The 19605-nt window shown below is 65.4% G+C and carries 17 protein-coding genes; 4 read left to right on the plus strand and 13 right to left on the minus strand.

Annotated features, from left to right (window positions below; genetic code table 11):
* Positions 1 to 16 precede the first annotated feature (16 nt).
* Both JEY66_RS26960 and JEY66_RS26965 read right to left on the minus strand, forming a co-directional pair.
* A complete protein-coding gene (locus JEY66_RS26960; protein ID WP_018271147.1) occupies positions 17 to 1576 on the minus strand; it encodes an acyl-CoA carboxylase subunit beta in 1560 nt (519 codons plus the stop codon).
* Positions 1506 to 2480 (minus strand): IclR family transcriptional regulator, encoded by a 975-nt coding sequence (locus JEY66_RS26965; RefSeq protein ID WP_026192646.1) that lies wholly within the window; start codon positions 2478 to 2480, stop codon positions 1506 to 1508. Before JEY66_RS26965 ends, JEY66_RS26960 begins: the two co-directional genes overlap by 71 nt.
* A 129-nt stretch (positions 2481 to 2609) precedes the next feature.
* Here JEY66_RS26965 and JEY66_RS26970 point away from each other — a divergent pair, with 129 nt between their 5' ends.
* From JEY66_RS26970 to glsA, 4 genes are all read left to right on the plus strand, one after another.
* The gene (locus tag JEY66_RS26970) at positions 2610 to 2831 is read left to right on the plus strand and encodes an acyl-CoA carboxylase biotin carboxyl carrier protein subunit (protein WP_016847177.1); all 222 of its coding nucleotides are present in this window, start codon (positions 2610 to 2612) and stop codon (positions 2829 to 2831) included.
* A 154-nt stretch (positions 2832 to 2985) separates the two neighbouring features.
* The gene (locus JEY66_RS26975) at positions 2986 to 4149 is read left to right on the plus strand and encodes a TAXI family TRAP transporter solute-binding subunit (RefSeq protein ID WP_018271145.1); all 1164 of its coding nucleotides are present in this window, start codon (positions 2986 to 2988) and stop codon (positions 4147 to 4149) included.
* 142 nt (positions 4150 to 4291) lie between these two features.
* Complete coding sequence (locus tag JEY66_RS26980; protein ID WP_018271144.1) at positions 4292 to 6355, plus strand: TRAP transporter permease; 2064 nt, start codon at positions 4292 to 4294, stop codon at positions 6353 to 6355.
* A gap of 22 nt (positions 6356 to 6377) precedes the next feature.
* Entirely contained in the window at positions 6378 to 8237 is a 1860-nt protein-coding gene (gene glsA / locus JEY66_RS26985; protein WP_018271143.1) for a glutaminase A, read from the plus strand.
* Between the two features lie 338 nt (positions 8238 to 8575).
* Here glsA and JEY66_RS26990 read toward each other — a convergent pair whose 3' ends face one another.
* The 11 genes from JEY66_RS26990 to denD all read right to left on the minus strand — a co-directional run bounded on the left by JEY66_RS26990 (position 8576) and on the right by denD (position 19605).
* The gene (locus JEY66_RS26990) at positions 8576 to 9103 is read right to left on the minus strand and encodes a carboxymuconolactone decarboxylase family protein (RefSeq protein WP_018271142.1); all 528 of its coding nucleotides are present in this window, start codon (positions 9101 to 9103) and stop codon (positions 8576 to 8578) included.
* A 626-nt stretch (positions 9104 to 9729) separates the two neighbouring features.
* Positions 9730 to 10089, minus strand: a complete 360-nt coding sequence (locus JEY66_RS26995) for a Zn-ribbon domain-containing OB-fold protein (protein ID WP_018271141.1) — start codon at positions 10087 to 10089, stop codon at positions 9730 to 9732.
* The gene (locus tag JEY66_RS27000) at positions 10086 to 11222 is read right to left on the minus strand and encodes a thiolase family protein (RefSeq protein WP_018271140.1); all 1137 of its coding nucleotides are present in this window, start codon (positions 11220 to 11222) and stop codon (positions 10086 to 10088) included. Before JEY66_RS27000 ends, JEY66_RS26995 begins: the two co-directional genes overlap by 4 nt.
* Before the next feature lie 13 nt (positions 11223 to 11235).
* Positions 11236 to 12402, minus strand: coding sequence for an acyl-CoA dehydrogenase family protein (locus JEY66_RS27005; protein ID WP_016847185.1), 1167 nt, complete (start codon positions 12400 to 12402; stop codon positions 11236 to 11238).
* An 11-nt stretch (positions 12403 to 12413) separates the two neighbouring features.
* Entirely contained in the window at positions 12414 to 13613 is a 1200-nt protein-coding gene (locus tag JEY66_RS27010) for a CaiB/BaiF CoA transferase family protein (RefSeq protein ID WP_018271139.1), read from the minus strand.
* A gap of 163 nt (positions 13614 to 13776) precedes the next feature.
* On the minus strand, positions 13777 to 13986 hold the full coding sequence (locus JEY66_RS27015; RefSeq protein ID WP_016847187.1) for a hypothetical protein: 210 nt from the start codon (positions 13984 to 13986) through the stop codon (positions 13777 to 13779).
* A 143-nt stretch (positions 13987 to 14129) separates the two neighbouring features.
* Positions 14130 to 15668, minus strand: a complete 1539-nt coding sequence (locus JEY66_RS27020) for a class I adenylate-forming enzyme family protein (RefSeq protein WP_018271138.1) — start codon at positions 15666 to 15668, stop codon at positions 14130 to 14132.
* A gap of 1 nt (position 15669) precedes the next feature.
* Entirely contained in the window at positions 15670 to 16839 is a 1170-nt protein-coding gene (locus tag JEY66_RS27025; protein ID WP_016847189.1) for an acetyl-CoA acetyltransferase, read from the minus strand.
* 45 nt (positions 16840 to 16884) lie between these two features.
* Complete coding sequence (eda, locus tag JEY66_RS27030) at positions 16885 to 17535, minus strand: bifunctional 4-hydroxy-2-oxoglutarate aldolase/2-dehydro-3-deoxy-phosphogluconate aldolase (protein ID WP_018271137.1); 651 nt, start codon at positions 17533 to 17535, stop codon at positions 16885 to 16887.
* Entirely contained in the window at positions 17532 to 18488 is a 957-nt protein-coding gene (locus JEY66_RS27035) for a sugar kinase (protein WP_016847191.1), read from the minus strand. Before JEY66_RS27035 ends, eda begins: the two co-directional genes overlap by 4 nt.
* A gap of 130 nt (positions 18489 to 18618) precedes the next feature.
* Complete coding sequence (gene denD / locus JEY66_RS27040; RefSeq protein ID WP_026192645.1) at positions 18619 to 19605, minus strand: D-erythronate dehydrogenase; 987 nt, start codon at positions 19603 to 19605, stop codon at positions 18619 to 18621.

Genomic DNA, 19605 nt, shown 5'->3' on the forward strand with positions numbered 1-19605 from the left:
ACGATTGAGGCGCCGCTTACGGCCGCGTCGACATGTTGCTCGGCGGCCCGGCCTTGCGAATCGGTTCGGCGAGGCGCGCGAACTCGCAGAGCAGCGAGCGTGTCTTGCGCGGGTCGATCACCTCCTCGACCCAGAACTTCTCGGCCGAGCGGAACGGCGAGCGCAGCTTGTTGAGGCGATCCTCGATCTCGCGCAGCTTGGCGGCGGGATCGGCGGCCGCATCGATCTCGGCGCGATAGGCCGCCTCGATGCCGCCCTCGAGCGGCAGCGAGCCCCAATAGGCCGACGGCCACGCATAGCGCATCGAGAAGCGGTTGGCCGGCTGATGCACCACGCCGGCGACGCCGAAGGCGTTGCGGATGATGATGGTGCACCACGGCACTGTGCTCTGGTTGACCGCCGCCATCGCCCGCACGCCGTGGCGGATGGTCGCCGTCTTCTCCGCCTCGAGCCCGATCATGAAGCCGGGGCAGTCCATCAGATAGACCACCGGCAGATGGAAGGTCTCGGCGAAGTCGACCCAGCGCACCACCTTCTGGCAGGCGTCCGCGGTCCACGAGCCGCCATAATGGAACGGATCGCTGGCGAGCAGCAGCACCGCCCTGCCCTCGAGCCGCGCCAGCCCGGTGATCACAGGCCGGCCGAAATTGCTCGCGACCTCGAAGAACGAGCCTTTGTCGACGACGGCATCGATGATCGGCCGCATCTTGTAGACCTGCTTGCGGTTGCGCGGCACGGCTTTCAGCAGCGATTCCTCGGCACGCTCCGGATCGTCGGCGCAGGGAACGGTCGGCGGCAGGTCGTAGACCGACGACGGCAGATAGGACAGGAAGCGCCGCGCGTAGTCGAACGCCTCCTCTTCGGTCTCGACGGCCTGATCGATCGCGCCGGCGCGGGTCTGGATGTCGGCGCCGCCGAGCTCCTGCTTGGTCAGATCCTGCCCCAGGCGCTTCACCACCGGCGGGCCGGCGACGAACATCGCGGAGCTCTTGGTCATGACCGAGTAATGCGTGGCGGCAAGCCGCGCGGCACCAAGGCCCGCGACCGAGCCGAGCCCGAGCCCGACCACGGGCACCTGCGCCAGATTGGCCAGTATGTACCAGTAAGCACGCGTGCCGCCGACGCCGCCGGGCAGATTGGCCGCGCCCCTGGTCTCGATCGTCTTCACCGAGCCGCCGCCGCCCGAACCTTCGATCATGCGAATGATCGGCAGGCGGAAGTCATGCGCCATCTCCTCCGCCATCAACGGCTTGGTGGAAATCGATGCATCCGCCGAGCCGCCGCGCACGGTGAAATCGTCGCCGACCACGACCACGGTGCGGCCGTCGACCCTGGCGCGGCCGAACACGCAGTTCGCCGGCGTCAGCTGCTTGAGTTCGTTGTTCTCGTCGTATTCGGCGATGCCGGAGATGGCACCGACCTCGTGAAAGCTGTTCTGGTCGACGAGCTTGTCGATACGCTCACGAACCGTGAGCCGGCCCTGGTCGCGTTGCCGCTTGACCTTGTCAACGCCTCCCATCTCCCGCGCGAACGCTTCGCGGCGGGCGAGGTCGTCGAGTTCCGGCTTCCAGTTCATTCACTGCTCCCGTCTTGAGGATTTTGTTGTTGTTATGGGCGGTCACCGGAAGCGTCTTGCGCTCGATCCGATTGCTGAAGATGTCGCCGTCGGCGCCCTCGAGCAGGCTGCCGAGCGCGGCGGCGAGTTCGACCATTTGCGGTGCGACCTCGCGATGCAGCCGCGCCTCGTCATACATCGCCGAGAGCAGGCCGATCGTGGTGACCACATAGGTCTGATACTGCGGCGACCACAGCGGCACCGCGACGCCGTTGATATGCGGGCTCCACAGGCCGCAGGCGACGACGTAGCCGTGCTCCTGCAAATGCCGGCGATTGGCCTCGATGCGCGGCGTCAGCATCTTGGCGCTTTCGGGCAACTCGCCTTCCATCTCCGCGATCAGCGCGTCGCCGACCGCGGGATCGAGCGCAGCCGTATAGGCGTGGCCGGCGGCGGTGGTCGCCATCGAGATCCGGCTGCCGGTGGCCTCGTGCAGGCCGAGCGCGTTGGCCGCGCGGGCGAACTCCAGATAGACCAGATGAAAGCGGTCGGGGATGACGAAGCCCACCGTGCCGGGCAACTGATCGGCGACGTCCTGCAGGCGCAGCCGGATCAGATTGCGCAGCTGCAGCCCCTTCATCATCGTGGTGCTCATCGCGACCGCGCTCGGGCCGATGCGATATTTCTGGTCGCGCGGCAGATAGACCAGCTGTCCCATCCGCGTCAGCGTGTGCGTCAGTCGCGACACCGTCGAACGCGGCAGGCCGCAGCGGTTCGAGATCTCGAGATTGCCGAGCCGGGCTTCGTGTCCCTCGAAGCACCGCAACACGTCAAAGGCGCGCGACACCACCTGGATGACATCGCCATCGCCTGTCTCGCTGGCGAGCATTCCCTGCCTGCTAAGCCGTTCCGAGCGCCTTCCCATCTGTTTGGCTCCATTCCGTCTTGCGGAATAAAATTCCACTTGCAGAAGAAGCTACCTCAGGCAATCTGCCGCCACAACAAAAAGCCGTTCGCCGGATGAAATTTCCGCAAGACGGTATCGGAGAGTGGAATGCCAGAGATCAAGGTTGTGACCGAAGTTGCCGGGCGCGTTTGCGCGCTTCCTGTCGAGACCGGTAGCAGCATCGGCAATGGCGACGAGATTGCGTTCGTCGAAGCGATGAAGATGGAAATACCGGTCACGTCGACGGCAGCAGGCAAAATCAAGTCGATTCTGGTCAAGATCGACGATGTCATCGCCGAAGGCCAGGCGGTCGCGATCGTCGAGACCTGAGATCCCACCCCCTGCCGTCCGGCCGCGACAATCTGTCCGGTGATGCAGCGGCCGAAATCGCCGGCTTGCGCCGGAGGTAGCGTTGCCATCGCCGGATCACGATGCAATCATCCCGCCCGGAAAAGTTTCGCACAGCGAAACAAAGGGAGGAATTATGATCCATCGGCTGATGGCGCTCGCGCCTGCCGCTCTTGCCGGCATTTCGATCTTCGCTGCCCTGCCCGCCTCGGCCGAGGACATCAAGCTGCCGCCGACCATGGCGGTGACCGCCTACGACACCGGCACCGCCGGCTTCAACATCGCGGTCGGCGTCGGCAAGATGATGAAGGACAAATACGGCACCGACGTCCGCGTGCTGCCGGCCGGCAACGACGTCGCGCGGCTCGCGCCGCTGCGCGCCAAGCGCGCGGTCTCCTCTGCGATGGGATCGGGCACCTATTTCGCGCAGGAAGGCGTGTTCGAGTTCGGCGCCAAGGAATGGGGCCCGCAGCCGCTGCAGCTCATGCTGTCGTCGGTGGACTGCAATTGCGGCGCGCTTGGCGTGGCAGCCGATGCCGGCGTCAAGGAAATAAAGGACCTTCGCGGCAAGCGCGTCGGCTTCGTGGTCGGCTCGCCGGCGCTGAACCAGAACTCGCTCGCGATGCTCGCGTTCGGCGGCCTCACCCAGAAGGACGTCAAGATCGTCGAGTTCGCAAGCTACGGCGCGATGTGGAAAGGCCTGATCAACAACGACACCGATGCCGCCTTCGGCACCACGATCACCGGCCCCGCCAAGGAAGCCGAGACCTCGCCGCGCGGCCTGATGTGGCCGCCGCTGCCCGCCGACGACAAGGAAGGCTGGGCACGGGTGAAAAAGGTCGGCTCGTTCTTCTTCCCGCAAACCGCAACATGCGGCGCCGGCATCTCGCCGGACAAGCCGATCCAGCTCGGCAATTACCCCTATCCGATCTTCGTCGCCTATGCTGCGCAGCCGGCCGACCAGATCTATGCGATCACCAAGGCGATGATCGTCAACTACGACGCCTACAAGGATTCGGCGCCGGGCGCCGCCGGGCTCGGCGCCGACCGGCAGACCAAGAACTGGGTCGTCCCCGTGCATCCCGGCGCGGTGAAGGCGCTCAAGGAAGCCGGTCACTGGAGCGACGAGCAGGAGGCGCACAACAACGCGCTCTACAAGCGCCAGGAAGTGCTGGCCGCCGCCTGGGCGGATTACGGCAAGTCGAACCCGCCGTCGGATGACAAGGCCTTCCTCGATGGCTGGATGAAGGCACGCGCCAGCGCGCTCGCGAAGGCCAATATGCCCAACGGCTTCGAGTGAGGCCCGCCAACGCACGATGAGATCGGGTTAATCGTCATCGCGCTTCCGTCCGTTTGAGCATGGTGCTTCCGGAAAACCGCTTCGCACTTTTCCGGATCATGCTCTAGGCTACGGCAAAACCGACAACATTGGGGGATGCGTAATGCCCGAGAACGCCGCGGCTGCGCCTGCGAAAAGAATCGAGTTTGAAGATCCGCATGCCGGTCTCGACAATCTGCAGGAGGCCGAGGTCACGCGCGTGCGCACCCTGCGCGGGGTGTGGCGCTCGGCGCTGGTAGTCGCAGCCGCCGCAACCATCCTGCTCTGCATCAACCAGCAATTCTCGCTGCGCTTCTTCATCGATTATACCCAGCTCAACACCGAATATTTCTATCTCTTGATCGCGCTGATGCTGCCCTTCACGTTCCTGATCTTCCCCGGGACGGAGCGCGCGCCGCTGAACCGCATTCCCTGGTATGATCTCGCGCTTGCCGTTGCGACCTTCGCCGCCTCGATCTGGCTGATGCTGAACGTGCGCAAGGCGGCGCAATATGGCTGGGAGTCCGACGGCGCCCCGAGGAACGTCATCATCGCCGGCCTCGTGATGTGGGTGATGCTGATGGAGGCGTTGCGCCGGACCGGCGGCTGGAGCCTCCTGCTCAGCGTGCTGCCCTTCACCGTCTATCCGCTGTTCGCCGAGGCCAGCTGGCTCGGCCCGTTCCGCGGCTCGCAGCTGACACTCGACCAGACCACGGCCTATCACGTGCTGTCGGGCGAGAGCCTGCTCGGCATTCCGATCCAGGCCTTCGCCGACACCGTGATCGGCTTCTTGGTGTTCGGCACCGCGCTGATGATGACCGGCGCCGGAAAATTCTTCATCAACCTGGCCTTCGCGCTGTGCGGCACGTTCCGCGGCGGCGCCGCCAAGGTCTGCATCTTCGCCTCCGGCCTGCTCGGCATGATGTCGGGCTCGATCGTCTCCAACGTGCTGACCGCCGGCACCATGACGATCCCGGTCATGAAGAAGAGCGGCTTCCGCGCCTCCTATGCCGGCGCGATCGAGGCCTGCGCCTCGACCGGCGCCGTGCTGGCGCCGCCGGTGATGGGCGCCACCGCGTTCGTGATCGCGCAGTTCCTCAATATCAGCTACGCGGAGGTCGCGGTGGCCGCGATCATCCCTGCGGCGCTCTACTATGTCGGCCTGTTCATGCAGGTCGATTCCTACGCCGCGCGCCACGGGCTGAAGGGCATCCCGCGCGCCGAGCTGCCGCGCGTGATGGATACGATCAAGGACGGCTGGTACTACGTCTTCGTGATCGCGCTATTGATCGTGATGCTGCTGTATTTCAAGCGCGAAAGCCACGCGCCGTTCTACGCCACCGCCCTGCTGCTGGTGCTGAACCAGATCTTCTCCAAGGAGAGCCGCTGGACGCTCGGGACGATCGGAAAATTCCTCGAGGTCAACGGCCGCACCTTCGTCGAGTTGGTCGGCATTCTCGCCGGTTGCGGCCTGCTGATCGGGGCGTTCTCAATGACCGGCGTGGTCTCGAGCCTCGCCAACGATCTTCTGACGCTTGCGGGCGACAACGCGTTCCTGCTGCTCGTGATGTGCGCGTTCACCAGCCTGATCCTCGGCCTCGGGCTGACCACCACCGCCTGCTACATCTTCCTCGCCATCCTGGTCGCGCCCGCGCTGGAGAAGCTCGGGCTGAACCGGATGGCGGTGCACATGTTCATCTTCTATTGGGGCATGCTCTCGTCGATCACGCCGCCGGTGGCGATCGCCTCCTTTGCTGCAGCCGGCATCGCCGGCTCGCCCGCGATGAAGACCGGATGGGAATCGATGTGGGTCGGCAGCATCATCTATTTCATCCCGTTCTTCTTCGTGCTGAATCCGGCACTGGTGATGCAGGGGCCGAGCCCCTATCTCGCCGGCCTCGGCCTGATGGCGCTCGCGGCGTGCGGCACGCTGTTCATCTGCGGCGGCATCCAGGGCTATCAAGTCTTCGTCGGCGACCTCCGCGGCGCCGGTGCCCTGGAATGGCCGCTCCGGGTGCTGCTGGTGATCGGCGGCTTCGTGCTCGCGACGCCCGGCGGCGGCATCAACCCGCTGTCGCAGCTGCAGGTGTCGCTGCTGGGGCTCGCGATCCTCGCCCCGACGGTGCTGATCGCCTTGGTGCTGGTCCGCCGTCAGGCGCTGGTTCCGAACCAGTTGCGCGCGCCCTGATTGCGATGCACAACAGGAAGCGATGAAACGATCGCCTCCTCCCGTCACCGCCACCACCACGGCCTGGTCCAGCTCGAAGCCGCCGCTGCTGCGGTTTCTGCACACTTGTTACGCAGACTTCTTGCCGGAGGCCGCTGGCGCGGTTGCCGACTACATCCCCGAGCTCGGCAAGGCCGACCCTGCCCATTTTGGCATCAGCCTGGCGACGCTTGACGGCCATGTCTACGAGGTCGGCGACACCGGCGTGCCGTTCACCATTCAGTCGATGTCGAAGCCGTTCGTGTTTGCGCTGGCGCTGGACACGCTGGGCGCCGAACGGGTGGAAAGCGTGATCGGGGTCGAGCCGTCCGGCGACCCCTTCAATTCGATCCGGCTCAATGCCGAGAACCACCCGTTCAATGCGATGGTCAATGCCGGCGCGATCGCCTGCTCCGGCCTGCTCCACGCCGACAAGGGCGACGGCGCGTTCGACTATATCCGCCAGGCGCTCGGCCGCTTCGCCGGGCGTGAGCTCGATGTCGACGAGGCGGTCTACGCCTCCGAGAGCGCCACCGGCGACCGCAACCGGGCGATCGGTTATCTCCTGCGCACCAACAGCGTGATCACCGAGAACGTGCCTGCGGTGCTCGACGTCTATTTCCGGCAATGCTCCATCCTGGTCACCGCGCGCGACACCGCCGTGATGGCGGCGACGCTCGCCAACCGCGGCATCAACCCGCTGACCGAGGAGCAGGTCGTAACGCCCTACGCGATCGCGCGCACGCTGTCGGTGATGACCTCGTCGGGCATGTACGACTACGCCGGCGAATGGATCTATCGCGTCGGCATTCCCGCCAAGAGCGGCGTCGGCGGCGGCATTCTGGCGGCGCTGCCGGCGCGGCTCGGGCTCGGCAGCTATTCGCCAAAACTGGACAAGCACGGCAACAGCGTGCGCGGCATCAAGGTGTGCGAGACGCTGTCGGCGCATTACGACCTGCATATACTGAACCGCAGCGACGACGCCCGCCACAGCATCATCGCCGACTACAATATCGGCAAGAACCCGTCGCGGCGGGTGCGCCGGCCGCAGGAGCAGGAGATCCTGGCAAGGCACTTCCAGGAGGTGCGCGTGATCGAGCTGGTCGGCACGCTGTCGCTCTCCAACGTCGACTATGTCTCGCGCCGCCTCGCCGGAAGCCCCCGGCCCGAATTCGTGATCTTCGATCTACGCCGCGTCACCGCGACGACCCGCGCGGGTGCAAGGCTGGTGGCCGAAGCGTTCCAGGAGCTCGCCGAGCTCGGCGTCACGGTGATCCTCTCCGGCATCAAACGGACCTCGCGCGCATGGGCGACGATCAGCGAGTGGACCAGGCGGCTCGGCAATATCAGGGATTTCTACCTGCTCGACACCGCGATCGAGTGGGCCGAGGACCAGATCGTCTACCGCTATGGCGGCTCGATCGACTTCCTCGAGACCACGGAGCTTTCCGAGCAGCCCCTGCTCGCCGGATTGAGCGAAGCCGAGATCGCCGATCTCGCCGCGCTCTGCGCCGTCCGGACCTACCAGCAGAATGAAAAGGTCATCGCCGCGGGCAGTGAGGCCACCTCGCTGTTCTTCCTGCGCAGCGGCGTGGTTCACGTCACCCTGCCCGACGGCATCCGGCTCGCGACGCTGACTGCCGGCATGGCATTCGGCGAGATGGCGCTCCTGGAGCCGATGCGCTCCGCGGATGTGCTCGCCGACATGTCGGCGACCGCATATGAGGTCGCGATCAGGGATTTCGAGCGCTTCCGCGAGCAGCACCCGCGCGCCGGCGAGCGGATCATGCGCAACCTCGCGCAGATCCTCGCCGATCGGCTGATCGTGGCGAATGCCAAGGTGGATCTGCTGACGTCGGGGTAGGTCTCTCTGTTCTCCCTCTCCCCGCCCTTCGCGGGGAGAGGGCTGGGGTGAGGGGCAGCATCCGCAAAATAACTTCGAGTTAGACTCGCGGAGATTCCCCCTCACCCGGACCGCAGGCGGCAGGGCAATCGCATATGGCGTTTGAGGTAATCGGAGTTCCCACAAACTCGTCATGCCCGGGCTTGTCCCGGGCATCCACGTCTTCGTTTCCACGCGAAGAAAAGACGTGGATGGCCGGGACAAGCCCGGCCATGACGGCGCGGAAGAATCGGTTCATTCCATATGCGATTGCCCTGCCGCAGGCGGGGCGAGGCGAACAACTCCGTGACGCGATCCGCCTAGCTCACCACTTCCGTCACCGGCTGCAAGTCGATCTCGAAGGTCTCGAGAAATTTCGACGTCATGATGTAGAAGCCGACCGAGAGCTGCAGCTCGATCAGTGCGGCCGGCGTCAGCTTCGCCGCGATCGTCTTGAAGGTCGCATCGGTCGGCTTCTTCAGCTTGACGATCTCGTCGGTGAAGGCGAGCGCCGCGCGCTGCACCTCGTTGAAGCAGATCGCGGACTGCCAATCCTCGAGCGCAGCGTTCTGCTCGTCGGTGACGCCGACATTCTTGCCGATGCGCTTGTGCGCGACGATCTCGTAGGGCGCCTCGCAGAGAATGCCGGTGCGGGTGATCGCAAGCTCGCGGACGACGGGATCGAGCTCGCCCTTGTGGCGGATCGCGCCGCCGAGCCGGCAGTACTGTTCAAAGTAGCTTGGCGAATGCGCCATCATGCGAAAGATGTTGGCGTTGCGGTTCTTGTCGAGGATCTCGCGGGTACGCGGGCTTGCCTTCGCGGGATCGGAGTAGTCGATACGGGCCATTTCCTAACCTTGATCTTGCTGTCGTTTCTGTCGGGTTCCGAAACACTAGAGCCTTTTCCGCTCCGATGAAATCGGAACGGGGTTCTAGATCCTTGTTTTGACGCGTTTTCTTCACGCGAACCGGTATCCACTTCGCTCGAAAACACTCTGTACGGGCCGCTGTCGCAGGAGCAACACGCGCGAGTCAAATTGCCGCCGCATTCCCAGACAACCTTGTCACAGTCGATATTCGCTGAGTGGGGACTCGTCAAAAGCGAATGCTCGACGCGGGGTGTTCCGAGTAAAAAATCCGGCCGTCTTGCGCGCAATTCGCGCAACGACGAGTCATGCCCAAGTCTAGGGGAAACGCATGAAGGAAGCCACCAAGAGGGCGGCCTCGGAAGCGCTTGCGCAAATGCTGGCGGTGACGGCGATGCTCGTCATCGCCAGCGTCATCTTCTATTGGCACTAAAGCATGATCCGGAAAAGTGCGAAGCGGTTTTCCGAGAAGATCATGCTCAAACAAGGAGCTAAAGCGCGATGATGATTCAACCTGATCTCATCGCGCTTTAGTATCCGCAAACTATGAGGGGCAAGAGCGAACCAGTTCAGCTTGGTCTCGCGTTCTGACTGGATCGTTCAGCCCCTCATTTCGCCTTTGCGAAATATGGAACCAGTCGTCCCGCGAATTGCGTGAAGCGCGCCGCGACCTTGTCGCCGATGGCGAGGTCGTTGTCGCCATGGGCCATCATGCGAAAGCCCTCGTCGGCATCGACAAGCACGATGTTGTACGGCACATGCGCTCGCGTCTCAGGCGTCGCGGCGCGGCAGACCAGCGAGGTCGCATACACCGTCCCCGCCCCGCTCGCGCGATGCTCGGCAAGATCGGGCGAACCGCAGGCGGCGCAAAAGCTGCGGCGGAAATATTGCCGCGCGCCACAGCCGTTGCAGGTCTGGTAGACGATGGCTTCAATGCCCTTGGTCCAGTCCACGATCGGTCCGCTCATCGCACGCGCTCCAGGAACATGCTGACATGCGACGACAGCACCCCGCCGTCGCCGTGCAGCAGCGCCACCGAGGCGTCGCGCACCTGACGATTTTCGGCGCGGCCGGTCATCTGCAGATGGGTCTCGACCAGATGCGCCATCGCGCCGCCGACGCCGCAATGACCGTAGCTGAGGAGGCCGCCATGGGTGTTGAGCGGCATCTCGCCATCCTGATTGAAATAGCCGGCGCGCACCCGCGCCGCCGCCTCACCGCGTCCGGCAAGGCCGAGATCCTCCAGCAGCATCGCGAGCGTGATCGTGAAGCTGTCATAGACCGCGGCGTAGCGCACGTCCGGGATCGCGATGCCCGACACCTCTTTCGCCTTCGCGATCGCAATCTCGGCACCGAGCTCACTGAGCGCGGGCGCGGCGGTGATATGCTGATGGGTATGCGCCTGGGCGCAGCCGCGGACGCGGACCTGCCGCTCGCCGGTCGGCTCGCGGCTGATGACGCACGCTGCGCCGCCGTCCGACACCGGACAGCAATCGAGCAGCTTGAGCGGCATCGCCACGGCCTTGGAGGCCATCACGTCGGCAACCGTGATCGGCTCGTGGAATTGCGCGCCGGGATGCGTCAGCGCGTGCTTGCGCATCAGCACCGCGAACTCGGCAAGGTCTTCCTGCGTGAGGCCGTATTCATGCATGTAGCGCGTCGCGACCAGCCCGTAATAGGCCGGAATCGTCGGCCCCAGCGTCACCTCGTAGTCGGGATGCCCGACCTGGGCCAGCGCCTGGATCGAGGCGTCGCGGCTCTGCCCGGTCAGCCGGTTCTCGCCGCCGACCACCAGCACGTGTTTTGCGACGCCGGCATCGACCAGGTGATGCGCCAGCATGGTCATCGCAAGCCCGGTGGCGCCGCCGACCTGTACGGCGTGCGCGTAAGCCGGGCGAATGCCGAAGTGCTCGGCGAATACCGTGGCCAGCATGATGTGCGGCGAGACCGTGGAGTAGCCGCAGAGGATGCCGTCGATGTCGGAGCGCTTCAGCCCGGCATCCGAGATCGCAAGCTCGGCCGCCTTGCTCATCAGGTCGAGCGAGGACAGGCCCTCATGTTTGCCGTAGGACGTGAGGCCGACGCCGGTGACGAAGCTCATCGCATTATGACCATCAATACGACTTCGGAAGGCCGAGCACCTTCTCGCCGATGAAGCTGAGGATCAGCTGCGGGCTGATCGGCGCGATGCGCGGGATCAGCGATTCCCGCAAATAGCGCTCGACGTGATACTCCTTGGCGTAGCCGAAGCCGCCATGGGTCATCACCGCCTGCTCGCAGGCATGGAAGCCGGCTTCCGCGGCGAGATATTTTGCCGAGTTCGCCGCGGGGCCGCACGGCAGGTTCTGGTCATATTGCCAGCCGGCGCGCAGCACCATCAGCCAGGCAGCCTCCAGCTCCATCCAGCACTTCGCCAGCGGATGCTGGATCGCCTGGTTCATGCCAATCGGCCGGTTGAACACGATGCGCCCCTTGGCATATTCCGACGCCCGCTTCAGCGCGATCTGGCCGAGGCCGACCGCTTCGGCCGCGATCAGGATGCGCTCCGGATTCATGCCGTGCAGGATGTATTCGAAGCCGCGGCCCTCCTCGCCGATGCGGTCTTCGACCGGGATCTCGAAATTCTCGAAGAACAGCTCGTTGGAATCGACCGGCTTGCGGCCCATCTTCTCGATCTCGTGCACGGTGACGCGCTTGCGGTCGAAATCGGTGTAGAACAGGCTGAGGCCATGGGTCGGGCTGCGCACTTCCTCCAGCGGCGTGGTGCGCGCGAGCAGCAGGATCTTGTTGGCGACCTGCGCGGTCGAGATCCACACCTTCTGGCCGTTGACGATGTATTTGTCGCCCTGGCGCACCGCGCGGGTCTTGAGCTGCGTGGTATTGAGGCCGGTATTGGGCTCGGTCACCGCGAAGCAGGACTTGTCGCGACCGTCGATGATCGGCGGCAGCATGCGCTGGCACTGCTCCCTGGTGCCGAACACCACCACCGGATTGAGCCCGAACACGTTCATATGTACCGCGGACGCGCCGGACATGCCGGCGCCGGATTCGGAGATCGTGCGCATCATGATCGCGGCATCGGTGATGCCGAGCCCGGAGCCGCCATACTCCTCCGGAATGCAGATGCCGAGCCAGCCGGCATCGGCCAGCGCGCGGTGGAAGTCGGCCGGATAGCCGCCCTCCTTGTCCTTCTTCAGCCAGTAGGCCTCGTCAAAGCGCGAGCAGATCTTGGCGACGGCATCGCGGATCGATTCCTGGTTGGCGGAGAGTGCGAAATCCATCTGTCGTGCTCCTATGCCTGCACCGCTTTAACCGCGCCGTCGCGCACCATCGCCGCGATCTCCTCGGTGGAGAAACCCGCCTCCCGCAAAATCTCCGCGCTGTGCTCGCCGAGCCGCGGCGCCAGCCGGCTCGGCTCGACCCTGGTCTCCGACCACCGCGCCGACGGCGTCATGCTGCGGATCCGGCCCTCGGTCGGGTGATCGACCACGGGGAAGACGCCGGTCGCGACCATATGCGGGTCCTCGAGCAGGCTCTCGAGATCGTGCATCGGCATCACGGGCACGTCGGCCTTCTCGAGGATCTCGTTCCACTCGGCAGTGGTCCTGGTCTGGAGAATACGCGCGAGTTCGGCGTAGACGACATCGATATTGCTGGCGCGGCCGGCGAAGGTCGCGAATTTCGGATCGCTGCGCAGATCGTCGCGGCCGGTCGCCTTGAAGAAATTCTCCCACTGCTTGTCGTTGTAGACGATCACGCAGATATAGCCGTCGAGTGTCTTGTACGGTCGCCGGTCCGGCGACAGATGCCGCGCATAGCCGCCCTTGTCGAGCGGCGGATCGTAGGTCAGACCGCCCATGTGGTCGCCCATGACGAAGCCGGCCATGGTCTCGAACATCGGAATGTCGACGCGCTGGCCCTGCCCGGTACGGTCGCGATGCACGAGGCTCGCACAGATCGCGCCGACCGCGGTGAGGCCGACGATGCGGTCGACCAACGCGTTCGGCACATAGCGCGGCACACCGTCCGAGGTTTGCGCCATCAGCGCCGGCAGCGCGGTCGCGCCCTGGATCAGGTCGTCATAGGCGGGCTTGGCGGCATAGGGTCCCTCCTGGCCGAAGCCGAACACGCCGGCATAGATCAGCCGCGGGTTGACCTTGGAAACGACGTCATAGCCGAGTTGCAGCCGCGCCATCGCCTGCGGGCGCACATTGTAGACCAGCACGTCGGCCTTCGCGATCAGCCGCAGCACCGCCTCGCGCCCCGCCGCCTTCTTCAGATCGAGGCAAACCGAGCGCTTGCTGCGGTTGGTGTTGAGGAACACCGGTCCCATGCCGGGATGCCGCGTCGGACCGATCTGACGCGTCACGTCGCCATCGGGCGATTCCACCTTGACGACGTCGGCGCCGTAATCGCCAAGCATCTGCGTGGCGTAGGGTCCCATCAGCACGGTCGTCATGTCGACGACCTTGATACCCTGCAGTGGTCCCATCGTCCTGTTCGCTCCCGGATGTCGTGGTTATGGAGCTAGTAACGGGAGCTTTTCAAAGAGATCAAGCTGCGCCGGGCGTATGGGCGTATGCATGGCTGCGGCCGGGCCGCTTCCGTGCGGCGGAACGCGGGGTGGGCAAAACGAAGCGTATTCACCGCCGCCCTTATGCCGGCGACTGCCCCGTCATCACCTCGCGCGCCTTCAGGAGCCTTTCCAGTTCCGCATTCTGTTGCTCGAGCCGCTCGGCGATGCGCTCCTCGACTTCGGCGCCGGCTGCGCCCGCGGCCTGCTCGATCAGCTGCCTGATATTGTCCCGGAGGATCGCGATGCGATCGTTCACTTCCGACAGCGACAGAGACGTCTCGATTCCCATGGTCCGTTCTCCCGGTGACAAGCACAGGCAGCTTAGCGCGGCGGGAGGTCCCGGCCTATCCCTTAACCGCTCTGGTGACCCCAATCCCTACTGTGCATGGGGTTGTTTTCGATGTTTTCGATTCAACCCAGCCTCGCCGCGCTTTAGCCCATGCCCTTGGCCAGCATCTCCCGCAGCGCGGTCTTCAGCACCTTGCCATAATTGTTCTTCGGCAGTGCATCGAGATAGACATAGCGCTTCGGCCGCTTGAAGCGGGCGATCGAGGCAAGGCAATGCGCGTCGAGCTTGCCGTCGTCGGCGGTAGCGCCGTCCGCCAGCACGACGCAGGCGACGACGATCTCGCCCCATTCCGGATCCGGCACACCGACGGCCGAGACCTCGCGGACATCGGGATGGGTCAGCAGGGCTTCCTCGACCTCGCGCGGATAGATGTTGGTGCCGCCGGAGATGATCACGTCCTTGGAGCGGTCCGACAGCGTGAGGAAGCCATCGGCATCGAGCCGGCCGACATCGCCGGTGCGCAGCCAGCCGTCCTTCAGCGTCTCGGCATTGGCCTTCGGATTGTTCCAGTAGCCGAGCATCACGGTCGCGCCCTTGACCTCGATCTCGCCGGTTTCGCCGGCAGGCAGCGGCGTGCCGTCCTTGCCGGTGATCCGCACGGTGACGACGCTCTGCGCCAGCCCGACCGAGGCCAGCCGTTCGAGATAGCGCGGATGATCGCTCCGGGCGTGCCAGCCGCGCGACAGCGCCGTGATAGTCATCGGCGACTCGCCCTGGCCGTAGATCTGCACGAAGCGCTGGCCCATCGTCGCCATCGCATCGGTGATGTCGGCCGTGTACATCGGACCGCCGCCATAGATGATGGTGCGCAGCCCCTCGCCGTTCTCGCCGCGCTTCTTGGCGGCATCGACCAGGCGGCGCACCATCGTGGGGGCCGCGAACATCACGACATTGTCGAGCTGGCGGCCGAGGTTGAGCACCTCATCCGGATCGAAGCCGCCGGACTCCGGCACGACGTGACGGCCGCCCATCCGGACGTGCGGGAAATTGTAGAGGCCGGCGCCATGCGAGATCGGCGCGGCATAGAGCGAGGCATCGTGCGGCGTCGCCGGATCGACGTCGGCGAGATAGCACAGCGACATCGCGACCAGATTGCCGTGGCTGAGCATCACGCCCTTCGGGCGACCGGTGGTACCCGATGTGTAGAACAGCCAGGCGAGATCATTGCTCTCGCGCGGCAGCGGCGCAGGTGGTCCCTCGCCGCCTCGCATCGTCTTGTAGGCGCCGCCGTCGACCGACACCATGGTCATGCCGGTGGGGCAGTCGTCTTTCGCCTCGTTCAACGCGCCGATCGTGTCATCGGAGACGAAGGCGAGCTTGGCGCCGCCATTGCCACAGATCCACGCCGCCTCGCGGCCGTGCAGCTTGGCGTTGATCGGGATCGCGGCGGCACCGATCCACCAGATGCCGTAGAGGCATTCGAGATATTGCGTGCAGTTCGACGCAAACAGCGCGATGCGGTCGCCGGCGGCAATGCCGTGATCACGCGCCAGCGCCGCCCCGATCGAGGCGGCGCGGCGGGCAAAGGTGGCGTAGTCGGCGTCCAGATCGAAGCCGGTCAGCAGCGCCGGCGCGTCGGGACGCGCCCGTGCCGTCGCCGCCAGCCATTCGGCAATGTTCAAGCTACTTCGCCGGCTCGAGGATCGAGACGTAGTTGGCGACCGCGGCGCCGCCCATGTTGAAGATGCCGCCGATCTGCGGGTTCTTGAGCTGCATGCCCTCGGGCGCCTGCCCCGTGAGCTGCATCGCGCTCATCACATGCATGGAGACGCCGGTGGCGCCGATCGGGTGGCCCTTGGCCTTGAGGCCGCCGGACGGATTGACCGGCAGCTTGCCGTCCTTCTGGGTCCAGCCTTCCATGATCGCGCGCGCGCCCTGTCCCTTCGGCGTCAGGCCCATCGCTTCATATTCGATCAGTTCGGCGACGGTGAAGCAGTCATGGGTCTCGACGAAGGACAGGTCGGAGAGCTGCAGGCCGGCCTTCTGCAGCGCGCGCTGCCAGGCGGTGGTGCAGCCCTCGAACTGCAGGATGTCGCGCTTGGACATCGGCAGGAAATCCTGCGCATGCGCGGTGGCCCGGATGTTCACCGCCTTGCCCATGGTCTTGGCCGTCTCGGCGTCGGTCAGCACCAGCGCGGCAGCGCCGTCCGAGACCAGCGAGCAGTCGGTGCGCTTCAAGGGACCGGCGACGAACGGGTTCTTGTCGCTCTCGGCGCGGCAGAACTCGAAGCCGAAATCCTTGCGCATCTGCGCATAGGGATTGGCGACGCCGTTCTTGTGGTTCTTGGCGGCGATCATCGCCAGGGCATCGGACTGGTCGCCGTATTTCTGGAAATAGGCCTGCGCGATCTTGCCGAACACGCCGGCGAAGCCACCGACCGTGTCGCCGTCCTCGGGCAGATACGACGCCTTGAGCAGGTTCTTGCCGATCTCCGGGCCCGGCGTCTTCGTCATCTGCTCGACGCCGACCACCAGCACGATCTTCGCGGCGCCGGCTTCGATGGCGCGGATGCCCTGATGCACGGCGGCCGATCCGGTGGCGCAGGCATTCTCGACGCGGGTGGCCGGCTTGAAGCGCAGCGCCGGATTGGCCTGCAGCACCAGCGAGGCCGTAAAATCCTGCGGCGAGAAGCCGGCGTTGAAATGGCCGAGCATGATCTCGTCGACATCGGACGCGGCGATGCCGGCGTCAGCCAGCGCCTCGTTGGCGACCTTGACCACGAGACCCTCAACGGTCTCCGCGTCGAACTTTCCGAATGGCGTGTGCGCCCAACCCACGATGCTGGCGGTCATGGCCGTATCTCCCTGTTCCTGTTCGGAGAGTTATGTAGCGTATCTTCAGGCGGCTTTCAGCGTTTTCATCGCCGTCGCGCACATGGCGGTTATGCCCGCCCAATTGCCGGCGCGGATATCGGCCGCCGGGCACAGCCAGGAACCGCCGACCGCCAGCACATTCGGCTCGGCGAGCCAGGTCGCCGCATTGGCCTCACTGACCCCACCGGTCGGGCAGACCCTGACCTGCGGAAATGGTCCGGCCAGAGCCCGCAGTGCCTTGATACCGCCCGCCTGCTCGGCCGGGAAGAATTTGACGACGTCGAAGCCGTGGGCCAGCGCCTGCATCAGCTCGGAGGCGGTCGCGATCCCCGGCGCGAAGGGTAGCCGGCTCGAGGCTGCCGCCGTCAACAGCTCGGGCGTCGCCCCCGGGCTGATGCCGAATTTGGCGCCCAGCGCCTCGGCGCGCGCCAAGTCGTCACCATTGAGGATCGTGCCGATCCCGACGATCGCCTCCGGCACACCGGCGATGATGTCCCTGGCCGCCTCGACCGCGACCGCCGTCCGCAGCGTCACCTCGAGCGTCCGCACGCCGCCGGCGACCAGCGCCTTCGCCAGCGGCACCGCGTCCTCGAGCCGCTCGATGGTCAGCACCGGGATCACGGTGGCCTGGCGGATCAGCTCGGCGATGTGGTCCTGCTTCGATGTCGTTGTCATTGCGAGGCCTTGCGGGATGGTGGGAGACGAAGCGCCTTTTTCGGCGGCATGGCGTAACGCGGAATGATCGCGCCGGGATAGCACACCACGACACCGGCCAGCCGATGGCCGGCGCGCGCGGCCTCCTCGGGCTCGGCGCCGCCGAGCCGCGCGGCGAGATAGGCAGCGGCAAAACTGTCGCCGGCCGCGGTGGTATCGACCACCGGCTTGGTGAGCTGCTCCGCCCTCACCTCGCGCGTTCCGCCGGCCGAGCGGACGATGCACGCCGGCTCGGCCAGCTTCAGCACGACCTCGGGGCTCGAGATGCCTGCCAGCAGCGCCGTGTTGGTCTCGCCGGGGTAAAGCGGCGCCAGATCCTCGGTCGAGGCCAGCACGATATCGGCCGTCTCGAACGCGCTGCTGAAGACCTTCCGCGCGACGTTCAGGTCCGACCAGCCTCGGGCGCGGAAATTGGTGTCGAACGCGAACCGCGTCCCCAGCAGCCGAGCACGCTTCAGCGCCGCCAGCAATCGCTCCCGCCCATCCTCGCGCAGGATCGAGAGCGTGATCGCCGAGAGATAGACGACGTCATAGGTCGCGAGCGAGTTCAGGATGTCTTCCGTTTCGGGCAGATCCATCAGGTCGCGGGCGGCAGCGCTGTCACGCCAGTGGAAGAAGCGCCGCTCGCCCCTGTCGTCGGTCTGAATCAGATAGAGGCCGGGCAGCTTGCCCGCCGATCGCGCGACATGCTTGGTGCCGATGCCTTCGCTCGCCCAGCCCGCGATCATCTCATCGCTCAGCGCATCATCGCCGAGCGCCGTGAAGTAATCGACGTGGACGCCGAGCCGGGACAGATAGACCGCGGTGTTGAGCGTGTCTCCGCCAAAGGAGCGCGAATACAACCCGCCGAGCTGGCCGCCAGGGGCCTGGCGCAGCTCGATCATGCATTCGCCGATGCTGGCAACTCTGGTCATCTCACGAGCCGCGCTAAAGCGCGATGATGCCTGGTTGAATCATCATCGCGCCTTAGCCCCTTGTCTGAGCATGATCTTCTCGGAAAACCGCTTCGCACTTCTCCGGATCATGCTTGAGCCCGGACGCCGCTCAGGCGGCGAACTTGCCGCCGAGCTCGTCCTCGATATGGATCCGGATGATGTCGTCGAAGGTCTTCTCGGCCGTGGTGAAGCCGAGCTTCAGCGCGCGGTCGGTGGCGAAATCGCGCGGCCAGCCCGAGACGATGCTGATGATGGTCGGATCGGGCACCCGCTTGATCCGCGCGGTGACGTTCTTGCCTGCGACGCGCTCCAGCGCAGCGATCTGCTCGCCGACGGTGACGGACATCCCGGGCATGCTGAGATTGCGCCGCGGCCCCATCGCGTTGAGATCCATGGTGCCGGCGTGAACCAGAAAGCCGACCGCCGATTTCGGCGAGGCGTGCCAGTGCCGGACGTCCTCGGAAACCGGCAGCACCGCCTCCTCGCCCGCCAGCGGTTCACGGATGATATTCGAGAAGAAGCCGGACGCCGCCTTGTTCGGCTTGCCCGGACGCACGCAAATTGTCGGCAGGCGGATTGAGATCCCGTCGAGGAGGCCCTTGCGGGTGTAGTCGTTGATCAGGAGCTCGCAGATCGACTTCTGGGTGCCGTAGCTGGTCAGCGGCGTATGGAAGAATTCGTCGCCGATCTTCTCGGGGAACGGCGCACCAAACACCGCGATGGAGGACGTGAACACCAGCCTCGGCTTGTAGCCGCCGCCGACGGCACGGATGGCGTCGATCAGATAGCGGGTGCCGTCGAGGTTGATCCGGTAGCCCTTGTCGAACTCGGCCTCGGCCTCGCCCGAGACGATAGCGGCGAGATGGAAGATCACCTCGGGACGCTCGGCGATCAGCGGCGCCGCGGCGCCGGCATCGGCGAAATCGGATGCGACCACATTGACCGGGATCGAGGCATTCGCGGGCTTGGCCGGAGCGACCACGTCCTGCAGCGTCATCCGAGTGATCTCCTGCCGGCCGAGGCGGCCCTCGCGCAAGAGACGCTCGGTCAGCTTGCGGCCGACCATACCGGCGGCGCCCAGAATCAGAATGTGCAC

The organism is Bradyrhizobium elkanii USDA 76 (assembly GCF_023278185.1).
Lineage (GTDB): Bacteria > Pseudomonadota > Alphaproteobacteria > Rhizobiales > Xanthobacteraceae > Bradyrhizobium > Bradyrhizobium elkanii.

Excerpts from the sequence above, each read along its gene's own strand:
- JEY66_RS27035 (WP_016847191.1), bottom strand. The coding sequence starts at position 18,488 with ATGACCAGAGTTGCCAGCATCGGCGAATGCATGATCGAGCTGCGCCAG.
- JEY66_RS27010 (WP_018271139.1), bottom strand. The coding sequence starts at position 13,613 with ATGGGACCACTGCAGGGTATCAAGGTCGTCGACATGACGACCGTGCTG.
- JEY66_RS26960 (WP_018271147.1), bottom strand. The coding sequence starts at position 1,576 with ATGAACTGGAAGCCGGAACTCGACGACCTCGCCCGCCGCGAAGCGTTC.
- JEY66_RS26995 (WP_018271141.1), bottom strand. The coding sequence starts at position 10,089 with ATGAGCGGACCGATCGTGGACTGGACCAAGGGCATTGAAGCCATCGTC.
- JEY66_RS27015 (WP_016847187.1), bottom strand. The coding sequence starts at position 13,986 with ATGGGAATCGAGACGTCTCTGTCGCTGTCGGAAGTGAACGATCGCATC.
- JEY66_RS26990 (WP_018271142.1), bottom strand. The coding sequence starts at position 9,103 with ATGGCCCGTATCGACTACTCCGATCCCGCGAAGGCAAGCCCGCGTACC.
- eda (WP_018271137.1), bottom strand. The coding sequence starts at position 17,535 with ATGACAACGACATCGAAGCAGGACCACATCGCCGAGCTGATCCGCCAG.
- JEY66_RS26975 (WP_018271145.1), top strand. The coding sequence starts at position 2,986 with ATGATCCATCGGCTGATGGCGCTCGCGCCTGCCGCTCTTGCCGGCATT.
- JEY66_RS26980 (WP_018271144.1), top strand. The coding sequence starts at position 4,292 with ATGCCCGAGAACGCCGCGGCTGCGCCTGCGAAAAGAATCGAGTTTGAA.
- JEY66_RS27025 (WP_016847189.1), bottom strand. The coding sequence starts at position 16,839 with ATGACCGCCAGCATCGTGGGTTGGGCGCACACGCCATTCGGAAAGTTC.
- JEY66_RS27000 (WP_018271140.1), bottom strand. The coding sequence starts at position 11,222 with ATGAGCTTCGTCACCGGCGTCGGCCTCACGTCCTACGGCAAACATGAG.
- JEY66_RS27005 (WP_016847185.1), bottom strand. The coding sequence starts at position 12,402 with ATGGATTTCGCACTCTCCGCCAACCAGGAATCGATCCGCGATGCCGTC.
- glsA (WP_018271143.1), top strand. The coding sequence starts at position 6,378 with ATGAAACGATCGCCTCCTCCCGTCACCGCCACCACCACGGCCTGGTCC.
- JEY66_RS26965 (WP_026192646.1), bottom strand. The coding sequence starts at position 2,480 with ATGGGAAGGCGCTCGGAACGGCTTAGCAGGCAGGGAATGCTCGCCAGC.
- JEY66_RS26970 (WP_016847177.1), top strand. The coding sequence starts at position 2,610 with ATGCCAGAGATCAAGGTTGTGACCGAAGTTGCCGGGCGCGTTTGCGCG.